At 64.7% G+C, this 23,257-nt stretch carries 21 protein-coding genes; 13 read left to right on the top strand and 8 right to left on the bottom strand.

Annotated elements, in window-relative coordinates:
- The first annotated feature begins 53 nt into the window (after positions 1-53).
- From GB927_RS16755 to GB927_RS16770, 4 genes are read left to right on the top strand one after another with little or no spacing between them, the layout of a single operon-like run.
- Positions 54-1,337 carry a CpaE/TadZ family protein gene (locus tag GB927_RS16755; protein ID WP_256118371.1) on the top strand — a complete coding sequence of 428 codons (1,284 nt, stop codon included), beginning with the start codon at positions 54-56 and terminating at the stop codon, positions 1,335-1,337.
- Between the two features lie 47 nt (positions 1,338-1,384).
- The gene (locus GB927_RS16760; RefSeq protein ID WP_256118314.1) at positions 1,385-2,860 is read left to right on the top strand and encodes a TadA family conjugal transfer-associated ATPase; all 1,476 of its coding nucleotides are present in this window, start codon (positions 1,385-1,387) and stop codon (positions 2,858-2,860) included.
- A 9-nt stretch (positions 2,861-2,869) separates the two neighbouring features.
- Positions 2,870-3,880 carry a type II secretion system F family protein gene (locus tag GB927_RS16765; RefSeq protein ID WP_256118315.1) on the top strand — a complete coding sequence of 337 codons (1,011 nt, stop codon included), beginning with the start codon at positions 2,870-2,872 and terminating at the stop codon, positions 3,878-3,880.
- 11 nt (positions 3,881-3,891) lie between these two features.
- On the top strand, positions 3,892-4,872 hold the full coding sequence (locus GB927_RS16770; protein ID WP_256118316.1) for a type II secretion system F family protein: 981 nt from the start codon (positions 3,892-3,894) through the stop codon (positions 4,870-4,872).
- An 81-nt stretch (positions 4,873-4,953) separates the two neighbouring features.
- On the opposite strand, the gene GB927_RS16775 is transcribed toward GB927_RS16770, so the two are convergent.
- Positions 4,954-5,769 carry a tetratricopeptide repeat protein gene (locus tag GB927_RS16775; RefSeq protein ID WP_256118317.1) on the bottom strand — a complete coding sequence of 272 codons (816 nt, stop codon included), beginning with the start codon at positions 5,767-5,769 and terminating at the stop codon, positions 4,954-4,956.
- A gap of 137 nt (positions 5,770-5,906) precedes the next feature.
- On the opposite strand from GB927_RS16775, the gene GB927_RS16780 reads away from it, so the two are divergent.
- The 3 genes from GB927_RS16780 (at position 5,907) to GB927_RS16790 (ending at position 8,579) form a co-directional block, all read left to right on the top strand.
- Positions 5,907-7,298: a leucyl aminopeptidase family protein gene (locus GB927_RS16780; RefSeq protein WP_256118318.1), complete on the top strand. Its 1,392-nt coding sequence runs from the start codon at positions 5,907-5,909 to the stop codon at positions 7,296-7,298.
- A 68-nt stretch (positions 7,299-7,366) separates the two neighbouring features.
- Complete coding sequence (locus tag GB927_RS16785; protein ID WP_256118319.1) at positions 7,367-7,717, top strand: MarR family transcriptional regulator; 351 nt, start codon at positions 7,367-7,369, stop codon at positions 7,715-7,717.
- 7 nt (positions 7,718-7,724) lie between these two features.
- Positions 7,725-8,579 carry a C40 family peptidase gene (locus GB927_RS16790; RefSeq protein WP_256118320.1) on the top strand — a complete coding sequence of 285 codons (855 nt, stop codon included), beginning with the start codon at positions 7,725-7,727 and terminating at the stop codon, positions 8,577-8,579.
- 3 nt (positions 8,580-8,582) lie between these two features.
- On the opposite strand, the gene GB927_RS16795 is transcribed toward GB927_RS16790, so the two are convergent.
- The 5 genes from GB927_RS16795 to GB927_RS16815 form a co-directional block, all read right to left on the bottom strand.
- Complete coding sequence (locus GB927_RS16795) at positions 8,583-9,536, bottom strand: 2-hydroxyacid dehydrogenase (RefSeq protein ID WP_256118321.1); 954 nt, start codon at positions 9,534-9,536, stop codon at positions 8,583-8,585.
- A 17-nt stretch (positions 9,537-9,553) separates the two neighbouring features.
- Positions 9,554-11,188: an ABC transporter ATP-binding protein gene (locus tag GB927_RS16800; protein WP_256118322.1), complete on the bottom strand. Its 1,635-nt coding sequence runs from the start codon at positions 11,186-11,188 to the stop codon at positions 9,554-9,556.
- Positions 11,185-12,324, bottom strand: coding sequence for an ABC transporter permease (locus GB927_RS16805; RefSeq protein ID WP_256118323.1), 1,140 nt, complete (start codon positions 12,322-12,324; stop codon positions 11,185-11,187). Before GB927_RS16805 ends, GB927_RS16800 begins: the two co-directional genes overlap by 4 nt.
- Positions 12,324-13,400: a microcin C ABC transporter permease YejB gene (locus GB927_RS16810; protein ID WP_256118324.1), complete on the bottom strand. Its 1,077-nt coding sequence runs from the start codon at positions 13,398-13,400 to the stop codon at positions 12,324-12,326. Before GB927_RS16810 ends, GB927_RS16805 begins: the two co-directional genes overlap by 1 nt.
- Positions 13,401-13,553: 153 nt before the next feature.
- Positions 13,554-15,404: an extracellular solute-binding protein gene (locus GB927_RS16815; RefSeq protein ID WP_439655503.1), complete on the bottom strand. Its 1,851-nt coding sequence runs from the start codon at positions 15,402-15,404 to the stop codon at positions 13,554-13,556.
- Between the two features lie 181 nt (positions 15,405-15,585).
- On the opposite strand from GB927_RS16815, the gene mepA reads away from it, so the two are divergent.
- The 6 genes from mepA to GB927_RS16845 all read left to right on the top strand — a co-directional run bounded on the left by mepA (position 15,586) and on the right by GB927_RS16845 (position 21,621).
- On the top strand, positions 15,586-16,653 hold the full coding sequence (gene mepA, locus GB927_RS16820; RefSeq protein ID WP_256118325.1) for a penicillin-insensitive murein endopeptidase: 1,068 nt from the start codon (positions 15,586-15,588) through the stop codon (positions 16,651-16,653).
- An 83-nt stretch (positions 16,654-16,736) separates the two neighbouring features.
- Positions 16,737-17,117 carry a methylglyoxal synthase gene (locus GB927_RS16825; protein WP_256118326.1) on the top strand — a complete coding sequence of 127 codons (381 nt, stop codon included), beginning with the start codon at positions 16,737-16,739 and terminating at the stop codon, positions 17,115-17,117.
- 66 nt (positions 17,118-17,183) lie between these two features.
- On the top strand, positions 17,184-18,209 hold the full coding sequence (locus tag GB927_RS16830) for a glucokinase (protein WP_256118327.1): 1,026 nt from the start codon (positions 17,184-17,186) through the stop codon (positions 18,207-18,209).
- A 118-nt stretch (positions 18,210-18,327) separates the two neighbouring features.
- A complete protein-coding gene (locus GB927_RS16835) occupies positions 18,328-20,121 on the top strand; it encodes an ABC transporter ATP-binding protein (protein ID WP_256118328.1) in 1,794 nt (597 codons plus the stop codon).
- A 20-nt stretch (positions 20,122-20,141) separates the two neighbouring features.
- Complete coding sequence (gene dapB / locus GB927_RS16840) at positions 20,142-20,960, top strand: 4-hydroxy-tetrahydrodipicolinate reductase (RefSeq protein ID WP_256118329.1); 819 nt, start codon at positions 20,142-20,144, stop codon at positions 20,958-20,960.
- A 25-nt stretch (positions 20,961-20,985) separates the two neighbouring features.
- Entirely contained in the window at positions 20,986-21,621 is a 636-nt protein-coding gene (locus GB927_RS16845) for a 2,3-bisphosphoglycerate-dependent phosphoglycerate mutase (RefSeq protein ID WP_256118330.1), read from the top strand.
- A 171-nt stretch (positions 21,622-21,792) separates the two neighbouring features.
- Here GB927_RS16845 and GB927_RS16850 read toward each other — a convergent pair whose 3' ends face one another.
- Together GB927_RS16850 and GB927_RS16855 are read right to left on the bottom strand one after the other, a co-directional pair.
- Entirely contained in the window at positions 21,793-22,665 is an 873-nt protein-coding gene (locus GB927_RS16850) for a methylated-DNA--[protein]-cysteine S-methyltransferase (RefSeq protein WP_256118331.1), read from the bottom strand.
- Between the two features lie 69 nt (positions 22,666-22,734).
- Positions 22,735-23,235 (bottom strand): DUF2244 domain-containing protein, encoded by a 501-nt coding sequence (locus GB927_RS16855; RefSeq protein ID WP_256118332.1) that lies wholly within the window; start codon positions 23,233-23,235, stop codon positions 22,735-22,737.
- Positions 23,236-23,257: the final 22 nt, after the last annotated feature.

Here is a 23,257-nt window from a genome sequence, read left to right on the forward strand (position 1 = left end):
GGCAAGAGACAACCATTCATCCGGTCAACCGGACACCAGGAACGGGCATGACGATGAACCCAGCAGATTACACCATTGAGCACGCCGCAGGCGCCGAGGCTGAAGAGCCGGTTCGGCCCTCCGAACTCGAGGCCGTGCGTTCGCTGCCCCGCATCTCGGTGCACGCCTTCTGCGAAAGCGAGGCGATGCTGCGCACCATGGAGCGCTGCGCCCAGGACCGGCGCCTCTCCAAGGTGAGCCTGCGCGTCTCCAGCGCCAGCATCGCGGCCGCCGCCAACATGTTCGCCTCCGCGCCGACACCGAATCTGCTGATCCTCGAAACTTCGACCGAGCCGCGCGGCATCATGGACGAGCTTGCGCCGCTCGCCGAGGTCTGCGACCCGAGCACCAAGGTCATCATCGTCGGCAATTACAACGACATCCCGCTCTATCGCGACCTCATCCGCAACGGCATTTCCGAATATATGGTCGGCCCCGTCGGCATGGCCGATATCCTGAACGCCATGTCGGCGATCTTCGTCGATCCCGATTCCGAGCCGCTCGGCCGCACGATCGCCTTCATCGGCGCCAAGGGCGGCTCCGGCTCCTCGACGATCGCGCACAATTGCGCCTTCGACATTTCGAGCCTCTTCCAGACGGAAGTCATCCTCGCAGACCTCGACCTGCCCTATGGCACCGCCAATATCGACTTCGACCAAGATCCCCCGCAGGGCATTTCCGAGGCGATCTATGCGCCGGACCGGCTCGACGAAGTATTCCTCGACCGCCTGCTGACCAAGTGCTCGGAGCGCCTGTCGCTGCTCGCGGCCCCGTCCATGCTGGATCGTGCCTACGATCTCGAACGCGGCTCCTTCCAGCCGATCATCGAAGTGTTGCAGCGCAGCGCCCCCGTGACCATCCTCGACGTGCCACATGCCTGGTCGGAATGGACCCGAGCGCTGCTGTCGGAGGTCGACGAGTTGATCATCACGGCCGTGCCGGACCTTGCGAACCTGCGTAACGCGAAGAACATGCTCGACGCCTTGAAGAAGCTCAGGCCGAACGACAAGCCGCCCCACCTGATCCTCAATCAGGTCGGCCTGCCGAAACGCCCGGAAATCGCCCCTGCCGATTTTTGCGAGCCGCTCGGCATGCAGCCGATCGCGATCATCCCCTTCGACGCGCAGCTCTTCGGCACAGCCTCAAACAGCGGCCGCATGATCGCCGAGATGGATCGCAAATCGCCGACGGCGGAAACCTTCTCGCAGATCGCCCATATCGTGACGGGCCGCGCGACGATCAAGAAACCCAAGAAGGCCGGCCTCGGCAAGATGCTCGGCCTGCTCGGCCGCAAGTAAGCCAAGGTAGGCCCTAAGGGGCGGCGCAACAGACTGGATGAAGTGGCATGTTCGGCAGACGCGGCAATGAAGGTACAGGCAAGAGCGGCACGGCGGGCCAGACGGCCCATGCCGTTCCGGCTTCCGCCACGACCATGACGGCGGAGCGTCCGGTCACGGCCGCACCCCAGCCCGTCTTCGAGCCGGCCCCGCCGCCGGTCATGGCACCCGCGCAGGCCGCAACGGGACGCCGCCGCACGCCGCGCACGGAAGATTATTACGACACGAAGAGCCAGGTCTTCTCCGCGCTCATCGACACGATCGACCTGTCGCAGCTCGCCAAGCTCGATACCGAGAGCGCGCGTGAAGAAATCCGCGATATCGTCAACGACATCATCACGATCAAGAACTTCGCGATGTCGATTTCCGAGCAGGAAGAACTGCTCGACGACATCTGCAACGACGTTCTCGGCTATGGCCCGCTGGAGCCGCTGCTCGCACGCGACGACATCGCCGATATCATGGTGAACGGTGCCGGCAAGACCTATATTGAAGTGGGCGGCAAGGTGCAGGAATCGGAGATCCGTTTCCGCGACAATGCCCAGCTTCTGTCAATCTGCCAGCGCATCGTCAGCCAGGTTGGCCGCCGCGTCGACGAATCGAGCCCGATCTGCGACGCGCGCTTGCCGGACGGCTCGCGCGTCAACGTCATCGCCCCGCCGCTCGCCATCGACGGCACCGCGCTCACCATCCGTAAGTTCAAGAAGGACAAGCTGACGCTCGACCAACTGGTCAAGTTCGGCTCGATCACGCCCGAGGGTGCAGCACTCCTCCAGATCATCGGCCGCGTGCGCTGCAACCTCGTCATTTCCGGCGGCACGGGCTCGGGCAAGACGACGCTGCTCAACTGCCTGACGAACTATATCGACCGGGACGAGCGCGTCATCACCTGCGAAGACTCGGCCGAACTCCAGCTCCAGCAGCCGCATGTCGTGCGCCTCGAAACGCGCCCGCCGAACATCGAAGGCGAAGGCGAGATCACCATGCGCGATCTCATTAAGAACTGCCTGCGTATGCGGCCTGAACGCATCATCGTCGGCGAAGTGCGCGGACCGGAGGTCTTCGACCTCCTGCAGGCGATGAACACCGGCCACGACGGCTCGATGGGCACGATCCACGCCAACACGCCGCGCGAATGCCTGAGCCGTATGGAATCGATGATCGCCATGGGCGGCTACACGCTGCCCGCCAAGACGGTCCGCGAAATCATCGCCGGCTCGATCGATGTCATCATCCAGGCCTCGCGCCTGCGCGACGGCTCGCGCCGCATCACCCACATCACCGAGGTGGTGGGCATGGAAGGCGACGTCATCGTCACGCAGGACCTGATGCGCTTCGAGATGCAGGGCGAGGATGCCAACGGCCGCATCATCGGCAAACATACGGGCACGGGCATCGGCAAGCCGCATTTCTGGGACCGCGCCCGCTATTTCAACGAGGACAAGCGCCTGGCGGCAACGCTCGACGCGATGGAAAAGCCGTAAGGGGCGCCGATGTTCGGACTGGATATCACCATCGTGGCGATCTTCGCGCTGGCGGCGCTCTCCACCGCCGGCCTCGCCTATGGCCTGCTCTTCTCGCGCATCGAAACCGAGAGGAAGACGGAAAACCGCGTGCGCCGGGTGCAGGCGGCAGAGACGGACCAGGGCAAGGCCAAGGCCTCCCGCGATCGCTTGCAGGAACTGTCCAAGCGCCGCAAGTCGGTGCAGGATTCGCTGAAGGACCTGGAAAAGAAACAGCAAGAGCAGACCAAGCGCGTTGCCGCCACGCTCAAGGCGAAACTGGTGCAGGCCGGTCTTTCGATCACCATCTCGCAATTCTACATGATCAGCGCCGCCTTCGGCCTTTTCGTTTTCCTGCTTGTGCTCCTCGCCGGCTCCGGCCTCATCGTCAGCCTCGGCGCCGCCTTCATCGGCTCAGCCGGCCTGCCGCGCTGGATCGTCGGTTTCCTCGTCAAGCGGCGGCTGAACAAGTTCCTCGAGGAGTTCCCGAACTCGCTCGACGTGATGACGCGCTCGATCAAATCCGGCCTGCCGCTGACCGATGCGCTGCGCCTGATCGCCTCCGAGGGCCAGGAGCCGGTGCGCACGGAATTCCGCCGGCTCGTCGAGGCCCAGCAGGTCGGCCTCAACGTGCCGGAAGCCTGCGCGCGCATGTTCACCAACATTCCGCTGCAGGAAGTCAACTTCTTCGCCATCGTCATCGCGATCCAGAGCCAGGCTGGCGGCAACCTCTCCGAAGCGCTCGGCAACCTGTCGCGCGTCCTGCGCGAGCGGCGCAAGATGAAGGCCAAGGTCAACGCGCTGTCGATGGAAGCCAAGGCATCCGCCGCCATCATCGGCGCCCTGCCGTTCATCGTCGCCTTCCTCGTCTACCTGACCTCGCCCGACTACATCATGATCCTGTTCCAGGATTCGCGCGGCCACCTCATTCTCGGCGTCTCCGGCGTCTGGATGTCCATCGGCATCCTCGTGATGCGCAACATGATCAACTTCGACATCTAGAGGCCAGGGTCATGTCCATCGTCGAAACTCTTACCGACCCGAACGTCCTGCTGCCAGCCTTCGTGATGATCGCGGTGCTGGCCACCTTCTATACGCTCGCCGTGCCCTATCTCGACCGCGGCGACCTCGACAAGCGCATGAAGTCGGTTGCGCTGGAGCGCGAGCAGATGCGGGCACGCGAACGCGCTCGCATGAACGCGGACTCCCCGCAGAACAAGGCATCGCTGCGCGCGCAGCACAACACCTCCGTTCGCAACGTCGTCGACCGGCTGAACCTTCGCGAGGCGCTGGTCGACGCCAACACGATGAACCGACTGCGCCAGGCCGGCTACCGCTCGCAGAACGCGCTCAACATCTTCCTCTTCGCCCGTTTCGTGCTGCCGTTCGTCTTTGGCGCGCTCGGCGCGTTCTACATCTTCTACCTCGGTTATCTCGGCGACAAACCGCTGCCGATGCGCATTCTGGCAACGATCGTCATCGCCTATATCGGCTTTTACATGCCGAACATCGTCATCTCCAACAAAGTGACGAAGCGGCAGAAATCGATCCGGCGGGCTTGGCCGGATGCACTCGACCTCATGCTGATCTGCGTCGAATCCGGTATCTCCATCGAGGTCGCCTTCAAGCGCGTGGCCGACGAAATCGCCATGGCCTCGCCGGAACTCGCCGAGGAACTGGTGCTGACCACGGCGGAACTTTCCTTCCTCCAGGAGCGCCGCGCTGCTTACGAAAACCTTGGCATGCGAACGGGCCTCGACACGGTGAAATCGGTGACGCAGGCCCTCATCCAGGCCGAGCGCTACGGCACGCCGCTCGCCCAGGCGCTGCGCGTTCTCGCCCAGGAATGCCGCGACCAGCGCATGAACGAGGCGGAAAAGAAGGCCGCCGCCCTGCCGCCGAAGCTGACCGTGCCGATGATCCTGTTCTTTCTGCCGGTGCTGATCGCCGTCATCCTCGGCCCCGCCGGCATCCAGGTCGCCGACCGCTTCTAAGCACAAACCCGGACACGATAAAAAACGCCCCGGTCGAAAATTTCGGCCGGGGCGGAGTCGTCCTTGGGAGGGAGGCTCTGGTTAGTTGGTATTGCCGCTATCGTCGGCGGCGAGTTTCTTCCAGGCATTCTGCTGGGTCAGCATGGAGCGGAGATAGGCGACGTTTGCCTCGGCCTGCTCGGAGGTCAGCTCACGGCGGGCAATGTTTTCCGCCTCCTGGAAGCGGCCCTGGAGGCCGACGGCGAGAGCCAGGTTCTGGCGCACGCTGCTGTCGGCGCCGGGCTGCGAGGCCGCGGAATGCAGATAGGTCTCGGCGGTCTTCAGGTCCTTTGCCAAGAGATAGGACATGCCGAGATTGGACAGCACCGAGGGCTCGTTCGGATTGAGATCGAGCGCCTCGCGGTAACGCTGGCGGGCGTCGCCGGCGCGGCCGAGCTGGTCGAGGATCGCGCCTTCCGCCGATTTCAGCTTCCAGTCCGGCCGGTCCGGTGTCTGGGCACGCATGATGGTGTTCAGCGCCTGTTCGAGCTGGCCGGCCGCGGCCTGCGCCTTGCCGTAGGCCGCGAGCACCTCGCGGTCGTTGGGATTGCTGATGGCGACCTGCTGCATGACGGCGAGCGCCTGGTCGTTGCGCCCGTTCATGCGCAGCACATTGGCATAGTTCATGCCGACGGTGCGGTCCTTCGGGTTCTTCTCATAGGCCCGGCCGAAGCTGTCGGCGGCGCCGCGCAGTTCCGTCGTGTTCATCTCGGACACCGGCTTCGACATTTTCGGAATGGAGCCGGTGGTCAGGTTGCTCTTGCCGGCGCAGCCGGCCACCGCGACGGCGATGGTCAGAAGTGCTGCACCCTTGAGGAGCCCCGAATAGAAGGATGAACGCGTGAGGCAAGCGGCCATGATTAAGTCCCCGAAGCGATTTCCGCATGTCGCGGCGGTTAAGGAATCACGCCGCAATCTTCGCTCCAGCAATAATCTGTTAACCCTAACAGAGTGTTAATTGGCCGATTCTCTCGGCTCTCTTCAAAGGTTTCGCCATGGCCCCCTTCCAGTTCATCGACCGGCCCTCTCCCTTCAACACGAAGAACGGAAAGACCCTGCCGATCTTTGCGATCACCCCGGCCCATATCGAGACCGGAACGATCGACCCGATCGCGCTCGACTGGGCGAAGAAGGCCGGCTTCAAGGCGGAATCCGGCGCACTCCTGATGGTGCCGACCGCCGACGGCCATCTCGGCGGCGCCCTGTTCGGCCTCGGCCGCAACCCCTCCGACGCGCCGTTCCTGACGGGCAAGCTCGCCCGCGCGCTCCCCGCCGGCGACTGGCATATCGAGACCGCGCCGCTGACGGCCAATCGCCTGGCGCTCGGTTACGGCCTCGGCAGCTACCGCTTCGAGCGCTACAAGGCCTCCGCCTCCGAAGCACCCACCCTGCTCATCCCCAGCGACGCCGACGCCACCGACATCAAGCGCCAGCTCGCCGGTGTCTTCCTCGCCCGCGACCTCATCAACACCCCCACCAACGACATGGGGCCGGACGCGATGGAAGACGTTTTCCGCGGCCTCGGCACGCATTACAAGGCGAAGGTCTCGGTCATCACGGGCGAGGACCTGCTGAAGGAGAACTTCCCGCTCATCCATACCGTCGGCCGCGCCTCCGCGCAGGCGCCGCGGCTCCTCGAACTGCGCTGGGGCAAGAAGGGCCACAAGCGCGTGACGCTCGTCGGCAAGGGCGTGTGCTTCGATACCGGCGGCCTCGACATCAAGCCGGCCTCCTCCATGCTGCTGATGAAGAAGGACATGGGCGGTGCGGCCAATGTCATGGGCCTCGCGCTGATGATCATGGATGCCAAGCTGAAGGTGGACCTGCGCGTGCTGCTGCCGGTCGTCGAAAACTCGATCTCGGCCAATGCCTTCCGCCCCGGCGACATCTACAAGAGCCGCAAGGGCCTGACGGTGCAGATCGACAATACCGACGCCGAGGGACGCCTCATCCTTGCCGACGCGCTTGCCTATGCGGACGAGGAGGAGGCCGACCTCGTCATCGACATGGCGACGCTGACCGGGGCTGCCCGCGTGGCGCTCGGCCCGGACCTGCCACCCTTCTTCACCGACGACGGCGACCTTGCGCACGATCTCACCGAAGCGAGCCTGACGGTGGACGACCCGATGTGGCGCATGCCGCTCTACATGGGCTACGACAAGGACGTTTCCGCCCGCATCGCAGACCTCACCAATGCCCCTTCGGGCGGCATGGCGGGCTCGATCACCGCGGCGCTGTTCCTGAAGCGCTTCGTCACCCGCAACAAGCGCTGGGCGCATTTCGACATCTACGGCTGGGCGCAGGCCGAGCGGCCGCATTCGCCCGTTGGCGGCGAGGCGCAGGCGATCCGCGCGCTCTACCACCACCTGCGCAAGGCGACCGCTTGAGAGGAAGACTTTCCTTCGGGGGAACGATACGGTAGCGTAACGAAAATCCGCTCGCATCCGGAGGAGCCGTGCCGGTAGATCTGACCCCAACGCAGGCACTCGGCCTTTGGCACGAGGTGACGCTGCAGCAGGTGCATCAGGACGGGCGCGACCTGACGCTGCGGCAACTCGCAATCCTGCTGGAGATCTATCTCGTGCCGCCGCCGCATACGGTGCGGGGGCTCGCGGCGAAACTCGGCGTGACCAAGCCGGTGATCACCCGCGCGCTCGACACGATGGGCGAGCTCGGCCTCGTCACCCGCATGCGCGACGACCGCGACCGCCGCAACGTCGTCATCAAGCGCACCGTGGACGGCGCGCTCTATCTCGAACACCTGGGCGACCTGATCATCGCCCGGGGCCGTGCGCAAACCCTGTGAGACGACCATGACCGCCCTGCCCGACCGCCGCCTTAACGCCTACCGCCCCGATCTCGCCGAAGAGGCGCTGCGCGGCACCGTCGCGGCGGAGCGTTACGTGGCGGGCACGCCCGCGCGGATCGCCGATCCGGTCGCCGCACTCCGGCCCCGGCCGGACCTCACTGCCGGCATCGATACGCAACTGCTGTTCGGCGAGAACGTTCGCGTGCTCGACCGGGCGGATGGCTGGGCCTGGGTGAAATCGGATTTTGACGGTTATGTCGGCTATCTGCCGGAAGCAGCACTTGCCGAGGATGAACAGGCTGCGACCCATATCGTGGCCGTGCCGCGCAGCTTTGCCTATTCCGGCCCCGACCTGAAGACGCCTGCCGCCTTTGCGCTGTCGATCGGAAGCCGGCTAACGGTTGTCGGCGAAAGCGAGACGCGCGGCACGCGCTACCTGACGCTGGCGGGCGGTCAGTCCGTCGTGGCCGGCCATTGCCTGGCCATGGGCGAGACGGCGGGGGACGACTATGTGTCCATCGCCGCCCGTTTCCTTGAAACGCCCTATCTCTGGGGCGGGCGCTCCGGTTTCGGCCTTGACTGCTCGGCCCTCGTGCAGCTTGCGATGATGATGACCGGCCGCACGGCACCGCGCGATTCCGACATGCAGGCTGCCGGCCTCGGCACGCCGATCGAGCGCGCGGACCTTGTCCGCGGCGACCTGGTCTTCTGGAAGGGCCATGTGGCGATCATGGAAGACGCCCAAACCATCCTGCACGCCAACGGCCACACGATGAGCGTGGCGCGCGAGGGGCTGGACGCGGCGATCGAGCGCATCGGCTGGCTCTATCAGCAGCCGACGGGCTACCGCCGACCCTAAGCTTCAGTACCCCGCGCTGCGATCGACGAGATGCTCCAGCGGCTTGCCGCTTTCGAGCCGCTCGATCTGCCCGGCCACATGGCGGAAGAGGGCAGCGACGTCTGAAGCCGCCGCCGCGTGCGGCGTGATGACCACCTTGTCCATCGACCAGAGCGGGCTTTCGAGCGGCAGCGGCTCGGTCTCGAACACGTCGAGCGAGGCGCCGCGCAGCGTGCCGTCATTGATGCTGGCGACGATATCCGCCTCCACCTGGCTGCCGCCGCGGCCGGCATTGATGAAGACCGGCGCACCGAGCGGACCCTTGCGGCTGAGGCGGGTGAAGAGGCCGGTGTTGAAAATGCCCTTGGTGTCCGGCGTCAGCGGCAGCAGGCCGACGAGAATATCGGTCTTGGCGAGGAAGGCATTGAGGCCGCTCGCATCGAAGGTCTCGAAACCATCCACCTGCTTACGGCTGCGCGACCAGCCGATCACGTTGAAGCCGAGCGTCTTCAGCTTTGCCGCCGCATCCTGCCCGAGCACGCCAAACCCCATGATGCCGACGGTCAGTTCCTTGGCTTCCGGCTGGACGAGTTCGCGCCAGACGCGCTTCTGCCGCTGCGCCTCATAGGCCTGATGCTGGCGCAGATGCAGCAGGCACTGCAAGACCACCCACTCGCTCATGCGCGTCGTCAGCGTATCGTCGACGAAACGCACCAGCGGCACGTCCGGCAGGCCGGGCAGCGTCAGCACATGATCGACGCCGGCGCCGCCGGAAAACACGACCTTGAGGTCTTTCGCCCGCGAAAAAAGATCGGCACCCGGCCTCCAGACCACGGCATAATCGATGCCGGAGAGGTCGCGCTTGCGGCTGCCGGGATGGAGCAGATTGATCACCTCCCGGTCGGCAAAAGCGCCCTTGAGCGCGGCGGCAACCTGCTCCTGGTCGAATTTCAGATCGATGATGACCGGGCTTTTCATGGCATTTCTCTTCATGTCTACTGGCGGATGCTGTCGGCGCGGATGGCTTCCAGATCGAAGGCGGCGGCCATCAGTGCCTTGGTATAGGCCTCGCTCGGCCGTTCGATGATATCCTTCGCCGGCCCCTTTTCCACCACGCGCCCGGCCCGCATGACGATGATGTCGTTGGCGAGCGCGCGCACGACCTTCAGGTCGTGGCTGATGAAGAGATAGGCGAGATTGTGCTTCACCTGGAGGTCACGCAGGAGTTCGACCACCTGCGCCTGCACGCTCATGTCGAGTGCGGAGGTCGGCTCGTCGAGCATGACGAATTCCGGCTTCAGCACCATGGCGCGCGCAATCGCGATGCGCTGGCGCTGGCCACCGGAAAATTCGTGCGGGTAGCGCCATCGGGTCGTCGGGTCGAGGCCGGTTTCCTCCAGCGCGGAGGCAACGCGGTGGTCGCGCTCGGCCTCGGAGAGCGACGGCTCATGGATCTTCAGGCCTTCCGCGACGATGTCGGACACCGACATGCGCGGCGACAGCGAGCCAAAGGGATCCTGGAAGACGATCTGCATGCGGCGGCGCAGCGGCCGCATCTCGCCGAAGGAATGGCCGGCGATGTCCTGCCCGACGAAGGCGATGCGGCCCTGGGAGGAGATCAGCCGCGTCAGCGCGAGCCCCAGCGTTGTCTTGCCCGAGCCGGATTCGCCGACGACGCCGAGCGTGTGGCCGGCGCGCAGCTTCAGGTCGATGCCATCCACCGCCTTCACATGATCGACGACGCGGCGCAGGAAGCCGGCCTTGATGGGGAACCAGACCTTGACGTCCTCGGCTTCCATGACGATCGGCTGGGCGTCGTCCGCCGGTCGTGGCTGGCCCTTGGGCTCGGAGGCGAGCAGGTGGCGCGTATAGGCGTGCTGCGGGTTGGAGAAGATTTCTTCCACCGGACCGGTCTCGACGATCTTGCCCTTGGTCATCACGCAGACCCGGTCGGCGAACTTGCGCACGATGCCGAGGTCGTGCGTGATGAAGAGCATGGACATGCCGTGCTCTTCCTTGAGGTTTTTCAGGAGCGCCAGGATCTGCGCCTGCACGGTGACGTCGAGCGCGGTCGTCGGCTCGTCGGCGATGAGCAGTTCCGGCCGGTTGGCAAGCGCCATGGCGATCATCACACGCTGGCGCTGGCCGCCGGACAGCTCATGCGGATAGGCGGCAAGCCGCTTTTCCGGCTCGCGGATGCCGACCTGGTTCAGGAGTTCGAGGATTTTCGTGCGCGCGGCCGCGCCCTCGATGCCCTGGTGCAGTTCCAGGATCTCGCCGATCTGCCGCTCGATCGAATGCAGCGGATTGAGCGAGGTCATCGGCTCCTGGAAGATCATGGTGATGTCGTTGCCGCGCACGTCGCGCAGCGTGGCATCCGACGCCTTCAGCAGGTCCTTGCCGCCGAAGAAAATCTCGCCGGAAGGGTGGCTGGCGGCAGGATAGGGCAGCAGCCGCAGGATGGAATTCGCCGTCACCGACTTGCCGGAGCCGGATTCGCCGACCAGCGCCACGACCTCGCCGCGCTTGATGTCGAACGAGACCCGGTCGACGGCGAGCGACGTGTTGCCGCCCTGGTGGAAGGCGACCGAGAGATCGCGAACGGACAGGATGGTTTCGGGAGCGCTCACCGGAAGGTCTTCCTCGGATCGAAGGCATCGCGCGTCGCTTCGCCGACGAAGATCAGGAGCGACAGCATGATGGACATGACGGCGAAAGCGGTGAAGCCAAGCCAGGGTGCCTGGAGATTGTTCTTGCCCTGCGCGATCAGCTCGCCCAGCGACGGCGCGCCCGGCGGCATGCCGAGGCCCAGGAAGTCGAGCGAGGTGAGCGTGGTGATCGACCCGGAGAGGATGAACGGCAGGAAAGTGAGGGTCGCGACCATCGCGTTGGGCAGCAGGTGCCGGTACATGATCGTCGCATTGCCGACGCCGAGCGCACGCGCGGCGCGCACATATTCGAAATTGCGGGCGCGCAGGAATTCCGCGCGCACGACGCCGACGAAGCCGGTCCAGGAAAACAGCAGCATGATGGCGAGCAGGATCCAGAAGCCGGGCGGCAGGATCGAGGCGATGATCAGCAGGATGTAGAGCACGGGCATCGACGACCAGATCTCGATCACGCGCTGCATCAGAAGATCGGTCCAGCCGCCGAAATAGCCCTGGATGGCACCGGCCGTGACCCCGACGATGGCCGACGCGATGGTCAGCGCCAGGCCGAACAGCACGGAGATGCGGAAGCCGTAGATGACGCGGGCGAGCACGTCGCGCGCCTGGTCGTCGGTGCCGAGCCAGTTGAGATTGTTCCAGTTGCAGTTCGGGTCCGCGGCACCGCCCGGATAGCCGGCGCAACGCTCCGCCTCCGACATCAGCCAGAACGGCTTGGTCGGCGCGGAATGCGGGATGTTGGAATTCGTCGTGTTGTAGGAATAGCGGATCGGCGGCCAGATCATCCAGCCATTGGCGTTGATCTCTTCTGCGATAAAGTCCGAGCGGTAATCGGTCTCGGCCAGGAAGCCGCCGAATTTCTCCTCCGGATAGTCGATGACGACGGGGAAGAGGATCTCGCCCTTGTAGGTCGCGATGACCGGCCGGTCGTTGGCGATGCCCTCGGCAAGCAGGCTCAGGACGAAGATGACGAGGAAAATCCACAGCGACCAGTAGCCACGGCGGTTCGCCTTGAAATTCTCCCAGCGGCGCAGGTTGGTCGGGTTGAGCAGGCCCTTGCGCGGCGGGGCGATCGGTTTTGCGTCAACGACGGCGCTCATCAGACGTCCCTCCGCTCGAAATCGATGCGCGGGTCGACCCAGGTATAGATGAGGTCGGAGATGAGGCTGACGACGAGGCCCATCAGCGAGAAGATGAAGAGCGTGGCGAAAACGATCGGATAGTCGCGCCGCACGATGGAATCGTAGCCGAGGCGGCCGAGGCCATCGAGCGAGAAGATATATTCGATCAGCAGCGAGCCCGTGAAGAAGGCCGAGATGAAAGCGCCGGGAAAGCCCGCAATGATGATCAGCATGGCGTTGCGGAAGACGTGGCCGTAGAGCACCTGGCGCTCGTTGAGGCCCTTGGCGCGGGCCGTCGTGACATATTGTTTCTTGATCTCGTCGATGAACGAGTTCTTCGTCAGCAGCGTCGTCGTGGCGAAGGCCGACAGCAGCAGCGTGATCAGCGGCAGCGTCATGTGCCACAGGTAATCGAGCGGCTTCTGCCACCAGGCGAGCGTGTCGAAATTATCGGACACGATGCCGCGCAGCGGGAACCAGTCGAGGAACGAGCCGCCGGCGAAGAGCACGATCAGCAGGATGCCGAAGAGGAAGCTCGGCACCGCGTAACCGATGATGATGATGCCGGAGGTCCAGACGTCGAAGGCCGAGCCGTCCTTTATTGCCTTGTGGATGCCGAGCGGGATGGAGATGGCGTAGGAGAAGATGAGAATCCACACGCCGAGCGACACCGAGACCGGCATCTTCTGGGCGATGAGGTCGATCACGGAGGTGTTGCGGAAGAAGCTTTCGCCGAAATCGAAGCGCAGATAGTCCCACATCATCGTGAAGAAGCGTTCGAGCGGCGGCTTGTCGAAGCCGAACTGCTTTTCAAGCTTGGCGATGAATTCCGGATCGAGGCCGCGCGCGCCGCGATAGGCGCTGTCCTGCGAGAGCTCCTGCGACATCTCGGTTCCGCCGGAAAGGCGATCGCCGGAACTCTGGTTGGTGAGGTCCGAGATCACCTGCTCGACCGGGCCGCCCGGCGCGAACTGCACGATGGCAAAGGAGATCGCCATGATGCCGAAGATCGTCGGGATCATCAGCAGGATTCGGCGAAGGATATAGGCGCCCATCAGCGATTACCCGCCACAGCCTGTTGCCGGTCTTCTTGTTTTGGCGCAGTCCCGTCGGTCAAGCCCAACCCTTCCGTTCTGCCGCCGCTCGCCGCGGCGGTGATTCGTCGTCGCTATATGGAGCCGAGGACGCCGCACGGCGCAAGCCCCGGCTCATTTCGCAGCATTTTTCGACCACCAGACATCCGGAAAGCCCAGGCCGTAATAGGGCAGTTCCGCGGGGCGCACGAGGTGGTTCCAGTAGGCGATGCGCTGGGCCTTGGAGTAGAACAGCGGCACGACATAGTGATGCGCCAGAAGCACCCGGTCGAGCGCGCGCGTGGTTGCAATCAGTTCGTCTCGGGTCGGCGCGAAGATGATCCTGCGGATCAGGTCGTCGATTGCCGGATCGGAGATGCCCGCATAGTTCTTCGAGCCCTGCTGCTCGACGGAAGCCGAGCCCCAATAGTCGCTCTGCTCGTTGCCGGGCACCAGCGTCTGCGCCCAGATGCCGTAGATCATGTCGTAGTCGAAGCTTCTGACGCGGTTGGTATATTGCGAGGCATCGACGGTGCGCATGCGCGCGTCGATGCCGATCTTCTTCAGGCTCGCCACGAAGGGCGAGACCGTGCGCTCGAAGGACGGACTGGACAGAAGGATCTCGAAGGCGAAGGGTTCGCCGGTCTTGGCATTGACCAGCTTGTTGCTCTTCAGCTCATAACCGGCCTCCCTGAAAAGCGCGATCGCCTTGCGCAGGTTCTCGCGGACCTTCTGCGGGTCGCCGTTCACCGGGTTGGTGTAGGGCGTGGTGAAGACTGCGGCGGGAACCTTGTCCTTCAGCTCTTCCAATATCTCTTTCTCACGGCCTTCCGGCAGGCCCGTGGAGGCAAGCTCGGTGTTCCAGAAATAGCTGTCGACACGCTGGTAGGCGTTATAGGCGAGGGTTTTGTTCAGGTCCTCGAAATCGAAGGCGTAGTTCATCGCCTCCCGCACCTTCTGGTCCTTGAATTTTTCGCGCCTGAGGTTCGGCACGAAGGCTTGCATGATGCCCACGGCGCGCAGCGGGTTCTCGATCTCCTCGCGCACCACGCGGCCATCCTTCACGGCCGGAAAATCGTATCGGGTGGCCCAACTGCTGGCGCTGCCATCGCGGAAGAAGTCGACATTGCCGCCGCGGAAGGCTTCGAACTCGACGCTCCTGTCGCCGAAGAACGTGTAGGTGATCGTGCCGAAATTGTTCTGGCCGACATTCACATTGACGTTCTTGCCCCAATAGTCGTCGCGCAATTCGAAGCGGATCGAGCCGCCGGCCTGGAAAGAGGCGATCTTGTAGGGGCCTGAGCCCATCACCGGTTCCAGCGTGGTGTTCGCGATATCGCGCTTGTTGCCCTTCGCGTCCTGGCCCTCCCACCAATGCTTCGGCACGATGGGGAACTGGCCGAGAATGTTCGGCAGTTCGCGATTGTTCTTCTCGTCGAAGCGGAAGGTCACGTCGCGCTCGCCGGTCTTTTCGGCCGAGATCACATGGCGATAGTAGTTCGAGAGAAGGGGATTGTGTTCCTTCGACTTCTCGAAGGAGAAGATGACGTCTTCCGCCGTGACCGGCTGGCCGTCCGCCCATTTCGCTTCGGGACGCAGCCGGAATGTCGCGGAGGAATAATCGTCGGGATAAGAGACGCCCTCGGCGAGCAGACCGTAGGAGGCGGTGATCTCGTCCTCGGCGGATTTCAAGAGCGTATCGAAGACGAGCGACGTGACGGCGGTGGCCGCCTCGCCCTTGGAAAGGATTGGGTTGAACGTGTCGAAGGTTCCGGTTTCCGACATCTTCAGCTCGCCGCCCTTCGGCGCGTCCGCGTTGACATAGTCGAAGCGCTCGAAGCCGTTCGGGCGTTTCAGCTCGCCGATGGTGGAAATGCCGGTGCGCCAGACCGGATCCTTCGTTTCCTGCGCCTTCGTGCCGGTCGCGACCGCCAGCGACAAAGCCAGCGCCGTGCTGAACACCATTTTCCCGAAGGCTGAATGCATGCCAATTCCCTTTCAGTCGTTTTGCCGGAGCTTGCACGAGAGAATAGGCAAAATCCGGGCAAATGACAGGCCCGCCATCAAAGCGGCGGTTTTTGCCGCCCCAATCCCGGCCAGTGATTCACTTCCGCGAAAGGATGATCCTTTAACCTTTCGCAACGATTGCGATTTTTGAGACCGGATTATGCCCGTGCATTCCTTGATTTCCCGACTGACGACCTGCCTGATCGCCGCCGGGCTTGCGCTGAGCGCGCTGGCCGGGCCGCTTGCCGCCGAAGAACGGCCGGCGAAGGAACTGTTCGGCGCCAAGCGCCTGCCGGCGAAGATGGCGACGAGCCCCTATGGTTCCTATGCCAAGGGCTGCATTGCCGGCGCCGTGGCGATCCCGACGGACGGGCCGGCCTGGCAGGCGATGCGCCTGTCGCGCAACCGCCGCTGGGGCCATCCGCAGATGATCGCGCTCATCGAGCAGTTTTCCGCCGACGCCCAGAAGCTCGGCTGGCCGGGGCTGCTGCTCGGCGATATTTCGCAGCCGCGCGGTGGGCCGATGCTGTCGGGCCATGCCTCCCACCAGGTCGGCCTCGATGCCGATATCTGGTTCACGCCGATGCCCGACCACAGGCTTTCGGCCGCCGAGCGCGACGCGCTGCCCTTCACCTCCATGCTCGACAAGAGCAAGTTCCTGACGGTCGATTCGCGCCGCTGGACCTCCACCCATGCCAAACTCGTCATGAAGGCGGCGAGCTATCCGCAGGTCGAGCGCGTCTTCGTCAATCCGGCGATCAAGAAGAAGCTCTGCGAGACCTGGCAGGGCGACCGCTCGCTGCTCGGCAAGGTGCGGCCGATCTACGGCCATGACGAGCACTTCCATATCCGCATCAAGTGCCCGGAAGGGGCGGCCGGCTGCAAGCCGCAGGCCCGCGTGCCGGCCGGCGACGGCTGCGATGCCTCGCTTGCCTGGTGGTTCACCAAGGAGCCCTGGGCGAAGCCGAAACCGAAGAAGGACGCCAAGCCCGTCAAACCCTGGTACGTCAAGATGTCGGACTTGCCGAAGGCCTGCCGCACGGTGCTCGCCGGTCCTTCGCCGGCGTCCGAACAGGAAGTGACCTACCAGGGCAATGGCGGCACCTCGACGGCGCTCGCCTTCTCCGGTGCAGGCGAAAGCGCCGGCCGTTCGATCGAATCGGTCATCGCCGCCGATACCGCGCTCCCCGCCATTGTGCCGATCCCGATCCCGCGGCCGTTCCAGTAAGCGATCCCACGGCGGGGCTTTTCAAGGCTCCGCCGCGTTTGTATAAGGCGTTCAAATCGATTTAAAACCGCCAGGGAACGCCCATGCCGCGTCAGAAATGCATTGCGCTCATCGCGCATGATGAGAAGAAGGACGACATGGCGGCCTTTGCGCGGCAGAACGAAGCCGTGCTGTCCAAGGCGAAGATCGTCGCCACCGGCACGACGGGCGGCAAGGTGCTGGAGGCCTGTCCCGGCCTCGACGTCACGCGGCTGAAAAGCGGACCGCTCGGCGGCGACCAGCAGATCGGCGCCCTGATCGCCACCGGCGAGGTCGATCTCCTCATCTTCTTCGTCGATCCGCTCACCCCCATGCCGCATGACGTGGACGTCAAGGCGCTGATGCGGCTTGCCATCGTATACGACATTCCGATGGCGCTGAACCGCGCGACGGCCGAAAACCTGCTCGACTTCGCGACCGATTGACGGCAGCCTCCGCCCCCGATAGGCAAAATGCGGGACCATCCACGCGAAAGAGAACGGGACAGCTTGATGGCAAGGCCGAGCGACAACGAGACGAACCTCCCCTTCCCCATCCTGGTCGGCGATATCGGCGGCACCAATGCGCGTTTCGCGCTGCTGCTCGATGCCTTTGCCGAGCCGAAGCAGTTCCCATTCGTGCGCACCGCCGATTTCGCCAATATCGACGACGCGCTCCAGCAATGCATTCTCGATAAAAGCTCCGTCCAGCCGCGTTCGGCGATCCTTGCGCTCGCCGGGCCGATCGAAGGCGACGAGGTGCCGCTGACCAACTGCCCCTGGGTGGTGCGCCCGCGCGACATGATCGCCAATCTCGGCTTCGAGGACGTGCTGCTCGTCAATGATTTCGAGGCGCAGGCCCTTGCCATTGCCTCGCTGACCGACGGAGAGCGTGAGAAAATCGGCCCCGGCGTCGAGCGCGCCGCAGCCTCGCGCGCCGTGCTCGGCCCCGGCACCGGGCTTGGCGTTGCCGGCCTCGTGCATGCGCGCCACACCTGGTTTCCTGTTCCCGGCGAAGGCGGCCATGTGGATGTCGGCCCGCGCAGCGAGCGCGACTACCAGATCTGGCCCTTCCTGGAGCCAATCGAAGGCCGCATTTCCGCTGAGCAGCTTCTGTGCGGCCGCGGTATCATGAACATCTACCACTCGGTCTGCGCCGCCGACGGCATCGATGCGCCGCTGGAAACGCCGGCCGACGTCACGGCGAAGGCGCTGGCGCACGAGGACCGCGCGGCGGTCGAGACCGTCTCGCTGTTTTCGACCTATCTCGGCCGGGTCGCCGGCGACATGGCGATGATCTTCATGGCCAAGGGCGGCGTGTTCCTTGCCGGCGGCATCTCGCAAAAAATCCTGCCGGCACTGCGCGGGCCGGAATTCCGCGCGGCCTTCGAGGACAAGGCGCCGCACAGCGAGCTGTTGAGGACGATGCCGACCTATGTAGTCACCCATCCGGTCGCGGCCCTTGCCGGCCTTGCCGCTTTCGCACGCATGCCCGACCGTTTTGGTGTTGCAACCGAGGGACGCCACTGGAAAAGGTGAGGCCACGCCTGGCGCTTCGGCGCGGCGCGGACTCGCCAAAGGCAGGCCGACACCCTATAGAGCGGCCAGTGCAGCGCTTCCTCCCGGCGCCGCAGGACCGTGCAGGAAAGTCAGTGTATTGGCCGAAAAGAGTCGCACCCAGCGCCAGCCCATAAGCTCCGACACCGTCACCACCGTGCTCAAGCGCATCATCGCCGAGAATGGCCGCGAGCACGTCCGGGGCTATGTCATCGCCATCGCCTGCCTTGCGGTCGTCGCCGGCACCACGGGCTTTACCGCCTGGATCATGGAATCGGTCGTCAACGAGGCTTTCGCCAACAAGCGCGCCGACCTCGTCGCCCTCATCTGCGGCTCGATCTTCATCGCCTTCGTGCTGCGCGGCTTTGCCACCTATTACCAGGCCGTCATCCTGTCGAAGATCGGCAACAACATCGTTGCGCGCTACCAGCGCCGGCTGTTTTCGCACCTGATGGCGCTCAGCGTCGGCTATTTCAACGAGTCGCGTTCGGCCTATCTCGCCGCCCAGATCAGCCAGAACGTCACCGGCATCCGCGACGTGCTCAACATGACGGTGACGTCGGTGGCGCGCGACTTCCTGACGCTCGTCGCCCTCATCGGCGTGATGATCTCGAAGGACTGGGTGCTGACGCTGATCGTCTTCGTCGTCGCACCGCCGCTGCTTCTCGGCCTGCGCTACGTCTCCAAGCGCCTGCGCAGCGCCACGCGCGAATCCGTCGAGCTGAACAGCCACGTTCTCGGCGCCATGCAGGAGACGGTGCAGGGCATCGCCATCGTCAAGGCCTTCACCATGGAGGCGCAGCTCAAGACCAAGGTCGAGGGCATCATCGACCGCGCCGAAAGCCGCTCCAACCGCATCGCGCGGCTGACCGAGCGCACCGCGCCGATGACCGAAACCTTCGCGGGCTTCGCCATTTCGGGCGTGCTCGCCTATGCCGCCTACCGCTCGATCTATGGCGGCGTGCTGCCGGGCGCCTTCTTCTCCTTCGTCACCGCGCTGCTGATGGCCTACGACCCGGCAAAACGCCTCGCCCGCCTGCAGGTCTCCCTGGAGCGCGCGGTCGTCAATGCCCGCATGATCTACGAGATCCTCGACCTGAAGCCGCGCCAGGCCGACCTGGCGGATGCCAGGCCGCTCGCCGTCTCCGACGCGACCATCGCCTTCAACGGCGTGCATTTCGGCTATTCGGAGACCGAGACGATCCTGAAGGGCGTGAGCTTCACCGCCGAGGGCGGCAGGACGACGGCGCTCGTCGGGCCGTCCGGCGCCGGAAAATCGACCGTCATCAACCTCATCCCGCGCTTCTACGACCCGGCCGAGGGCGAAATCCTGATCGACGGCCAGGACATCGCGCATGTCACCAAGCAGTCGCTCCGCAATGCCATCGCCTATGTCTCGCAGCAGCCCTACCTCTTCGAGGGTACGATCCGCGACAATATCCGCTATGGCCGGCCGGATGCGACGGATGGCGAGATCGAGGAGGCCGCGCGTCACGCCTATGCGCATGATTTCATCCTCGCCCAGCCGCTCGGCTACGACACGCCCGTCGGCGAAAACGGCGTGACGCTTTCGGGCGGCCAGCGCCAACGGCTGTCGATCGCCCGTGCGCTGGTGCGCAACGCGCCGATCCTGCTGCTCGACGAGGCGACCTCGGCCCTCGATACCGAGTCGGAACAGGCCGTGCAGAAGGCGCTCGACGAGGCGATGAGCGGGCGCACCGTCGTCGTCATCGCGCACCGGCTGTCGACCATCGTGCGCGCCGACAAGATCATCGTGATGCAGGACGGCAAGGTTGCCGAGGAAGGCACGCACGAGGCGCTTGCAGGCCGGGAAAACGGCCTTTACGCTCGCCTTAACAGCCTTCAGGCGCCCGCCGGCAGCACGGGCAAGTAGAGAATGGACGGACAAGGGATATGAGCGGCACTGCAATGAAGCTGGTCGTCGTGGGGGCTGCGGGCCGCATGGGCCAGACGCTGATCCGGACGATCCACGCCATCGAGGGCGCGGAAGTTTTTGCCGCGGTCGAGCGCGAGGGCTCGCCCTTCGTCGGCCGTGACGCGGGCGAGATCGCCGGCCTCGGCCCGATCGGCGTCCCGATTACCGACAAACCGCTGGAAGCCTTCGTCGCGGCGGAAGGCGTGCTCGATTTCACAGCACCCGCCGCAACGATCGAATTCGCCGGCCTCGCCGCGCAGGCGCGCATCGTGCATGTCGTCGGCACGACCGGCTGCCAGCCAGCGGACGACGAGAAGATCAAGGCGGCGGCGCGCCATGCCCGCATCGTCAAGTCCGGCAATATGAGCCTCGGCGTCAACCTGCTCGGCGTGCTGACGGAAACGGCCGCGCGCGCACTTCCAGCCGGCGATTGGGACATCGAGGTGCTGGAAATGCACCACAAGCACAAGGTCGATGCGCCCTCCGGCACCGCACTTCTGCTCGGCAATGCGGCCGCCAAGGGCCGCGGCATCGAGCTTGCAGACAATTCCGTGCGCGTGCGCGACGGCCATACCGGCCCGCGGCCCGCCGGCACGATCGGCTTTGCAACGCTGCGCGGCGGCTCGGTCATCGGTGAACATTCGGTGATGCTGGCCGGCGAAGGCGAGCTGGTGACGCTGTCGCACAGCGCCACCGACCGCTCGATCTTCGCCCGCGGCGCGGTCAAGGCGGCACTCTGGGCGCGCGACAAGAAGCCCGGCCTCTATTCCATGCTCGACGTGCTCGGGCTCAACTGACAGAACCTCTCGGGAGACAGATGATATGAGCGGAACCCTCGTCCTCGTTCGCCACGGCCAGAGCGAATGGAACCTGAAAAACCTCTTCACCGGCTGGCGCGACCCGGACCTGACGGAACTCGGCATCGAGGAAGCCAAGACCGGCGGCAAGGCGATCGCCGAGACCGGTATCAAGTTCGACATCGCCTTCACCTCCGATCTCTCCCGCGCCCAGAAGACGCTGACGCTCATCCTCGACGAGATCGGCCAGCAGGGCCTTGAGACGATCCGCGACCAGGCGCTGAACGAGCGCGACTACGGCGACCTCTCCGGCCTCAACAAGGACGACGCCCGCGCCAAGTGGGGCGAGGAGCAGGTCCACATCTGGCGCCGCTCCTACGACATCCCCCCGCCGGGCGGCGAAAGCCTGCGCGACACCGGCGCCCGCGTCTGGCCCTATTACCTCACGGAAATCCTGCCCCGCGTGCTGCGCGGCGAAAAGGTCCTCGTCGCCGCCCACGGCAACTCGCTGCGTTCGCTGGTCATGGTGCTCGACAAGCTGACGAAGGAAGAGATCCTGAAGCTCAACCTCGCGACCGGCGTGCCGATGGTCTACACGCTGAATGCGGATTCGACGGTCAAGTCGAAGGACGTGCTCGGGGATATGTCGGGCGCGCATTGAGGGCTTCGCCCTTGGCGATAGCCGCTGCCCTCTCCTCCGTCATGGTCGGGCCTGACCCGACCATCCACGCCGCGGATGCAGGTGGATCCTCGGGTCAAGCCCGAGGATGACAAGATGAGAGGTAAGTGCCCTCCAAGGATAAAGGCCGGCTCTCGCCGGCCTCTTTTGTTCTCAAGCCTTGCCCGATTCCCACCCCAACATCGCGCGCTTGCGCGTCAGGCCCCAGTGGTAGCCGGTGAGCGCGCCGCTCTTGCCGAGTGCGCGGTGGCAGGGTACCACGAAGGAAATGGGGTTGCGGCCGACGGCGGCGCCGACGGCGCGGGATGCGGTCGGCTGGCCGAGCTTTTCGGCGATCGACGAATAGGTGACGGCGCAACCCATGGGAATGCGCAGAAGCGCCTCCCAGACGCGGACCTGGAAATCCGAGCCGATCAGCACGACGCGCAGCGGCTCCTTCGGGTCCCAGCGCTTCGGGTCGAAGATGCGCTCCGCATAGGGTGTCGTCGCCGCGCTGTCCTCGACATAATGGGCGTTCGGCCAGCGTGACGACATGTCCTCGAAGGCGTCCATGCCACCCGGCTCGTCGGTGAAGGCGAGGCCGGCAAGGCCGCGGTCGGTGATCATGACGAGCGCCTGGCCGAAGGGCGAGGGATGCAGGCCGTAGCGGATCGTCAGGCCGGCGCCGCGCGCCTTCCATTCGCCGGGCGACATGGCCTCGTGCGTGACGAAGAGATCGTGCAGGCGGCTCGGACCGGAGAGGCCTACCTCGAAACTCGTCTCCAGCAGCGGCAGCGCTTCCTGGCGCAGCAGGCGCTTGGCATGGTCGAGCGTCACGGCCTGCAGGAACGCCTTCGGCGAGAGGCCGGCCCAGCGGGTAAAGGTCTTTTGCAACTGCGTCGGCGACTGGCCGAGCTGGCCGGCAATATCCTCCAGACCGGGCTGCGCGCGATAATCCTCGGTGATCAGCTCGATGACCCGGCGCACGGTGGTGTAATCATCGCCCTCGGGCGTGATATCGGATTGCAAAGTCGCGGCAATATTCATCAGTCTTCTCCTGTGCCGCCAGAAAAGCACGCCCTTGGCGTGCCCGCCACCCGATTCCTGCGGGGACCCTTAGTAGCCGCGTTTCACACGGGCGAGTGCCCCGGAAAAGGCGGAGGCGAAACGCTCGCGGTCGTCGGGCGGCAGGAAGGTTCCGACGTCGGTCTCGCGGCCGTTCCCGCGCACATGCATGGCGGTGATGCCGATCTTCGCCTTGCGCGAGACGAGGAAGCGCGCCCAAAACGGGTTGAAGACATGTTCGGTCTCGCGGCCCGACGGGCTGATCTTGCGGATCGAGATGTTGGTGCGCGACAGCGAGACGACCTCGCGGGCCTTCGCCGCCCGGTTGTTCAGCCAGAAGGCGCCGAACAGCACCAGGAAATCCAGGCCGAAGAACAGCACGACCGGCCAGGCGCCCGAGATCAGGAAGACGACCATATGGGCGAGGCACATGGCGCCGGCGATGATGAAAAAGATCCTATGCCCGTTGCGCCCGAGCGAGCGGTAGGGGTGGAGCTCCGCGGAGAAGACCGGGCGCTCGTTCATCGTCATGTCGGCGTTGCCTTGCGTCATGACGCATGACTATAAGCATGTC

It is taken from the genome of Shinella lacus (assembly GCF_010994755.1).
Lineage (GTDB): Bacteria > Pseudomonadota > Alphaproteobacteria > Rhizobiales > Rhizobiaceae > Shinella > Shinella lacus.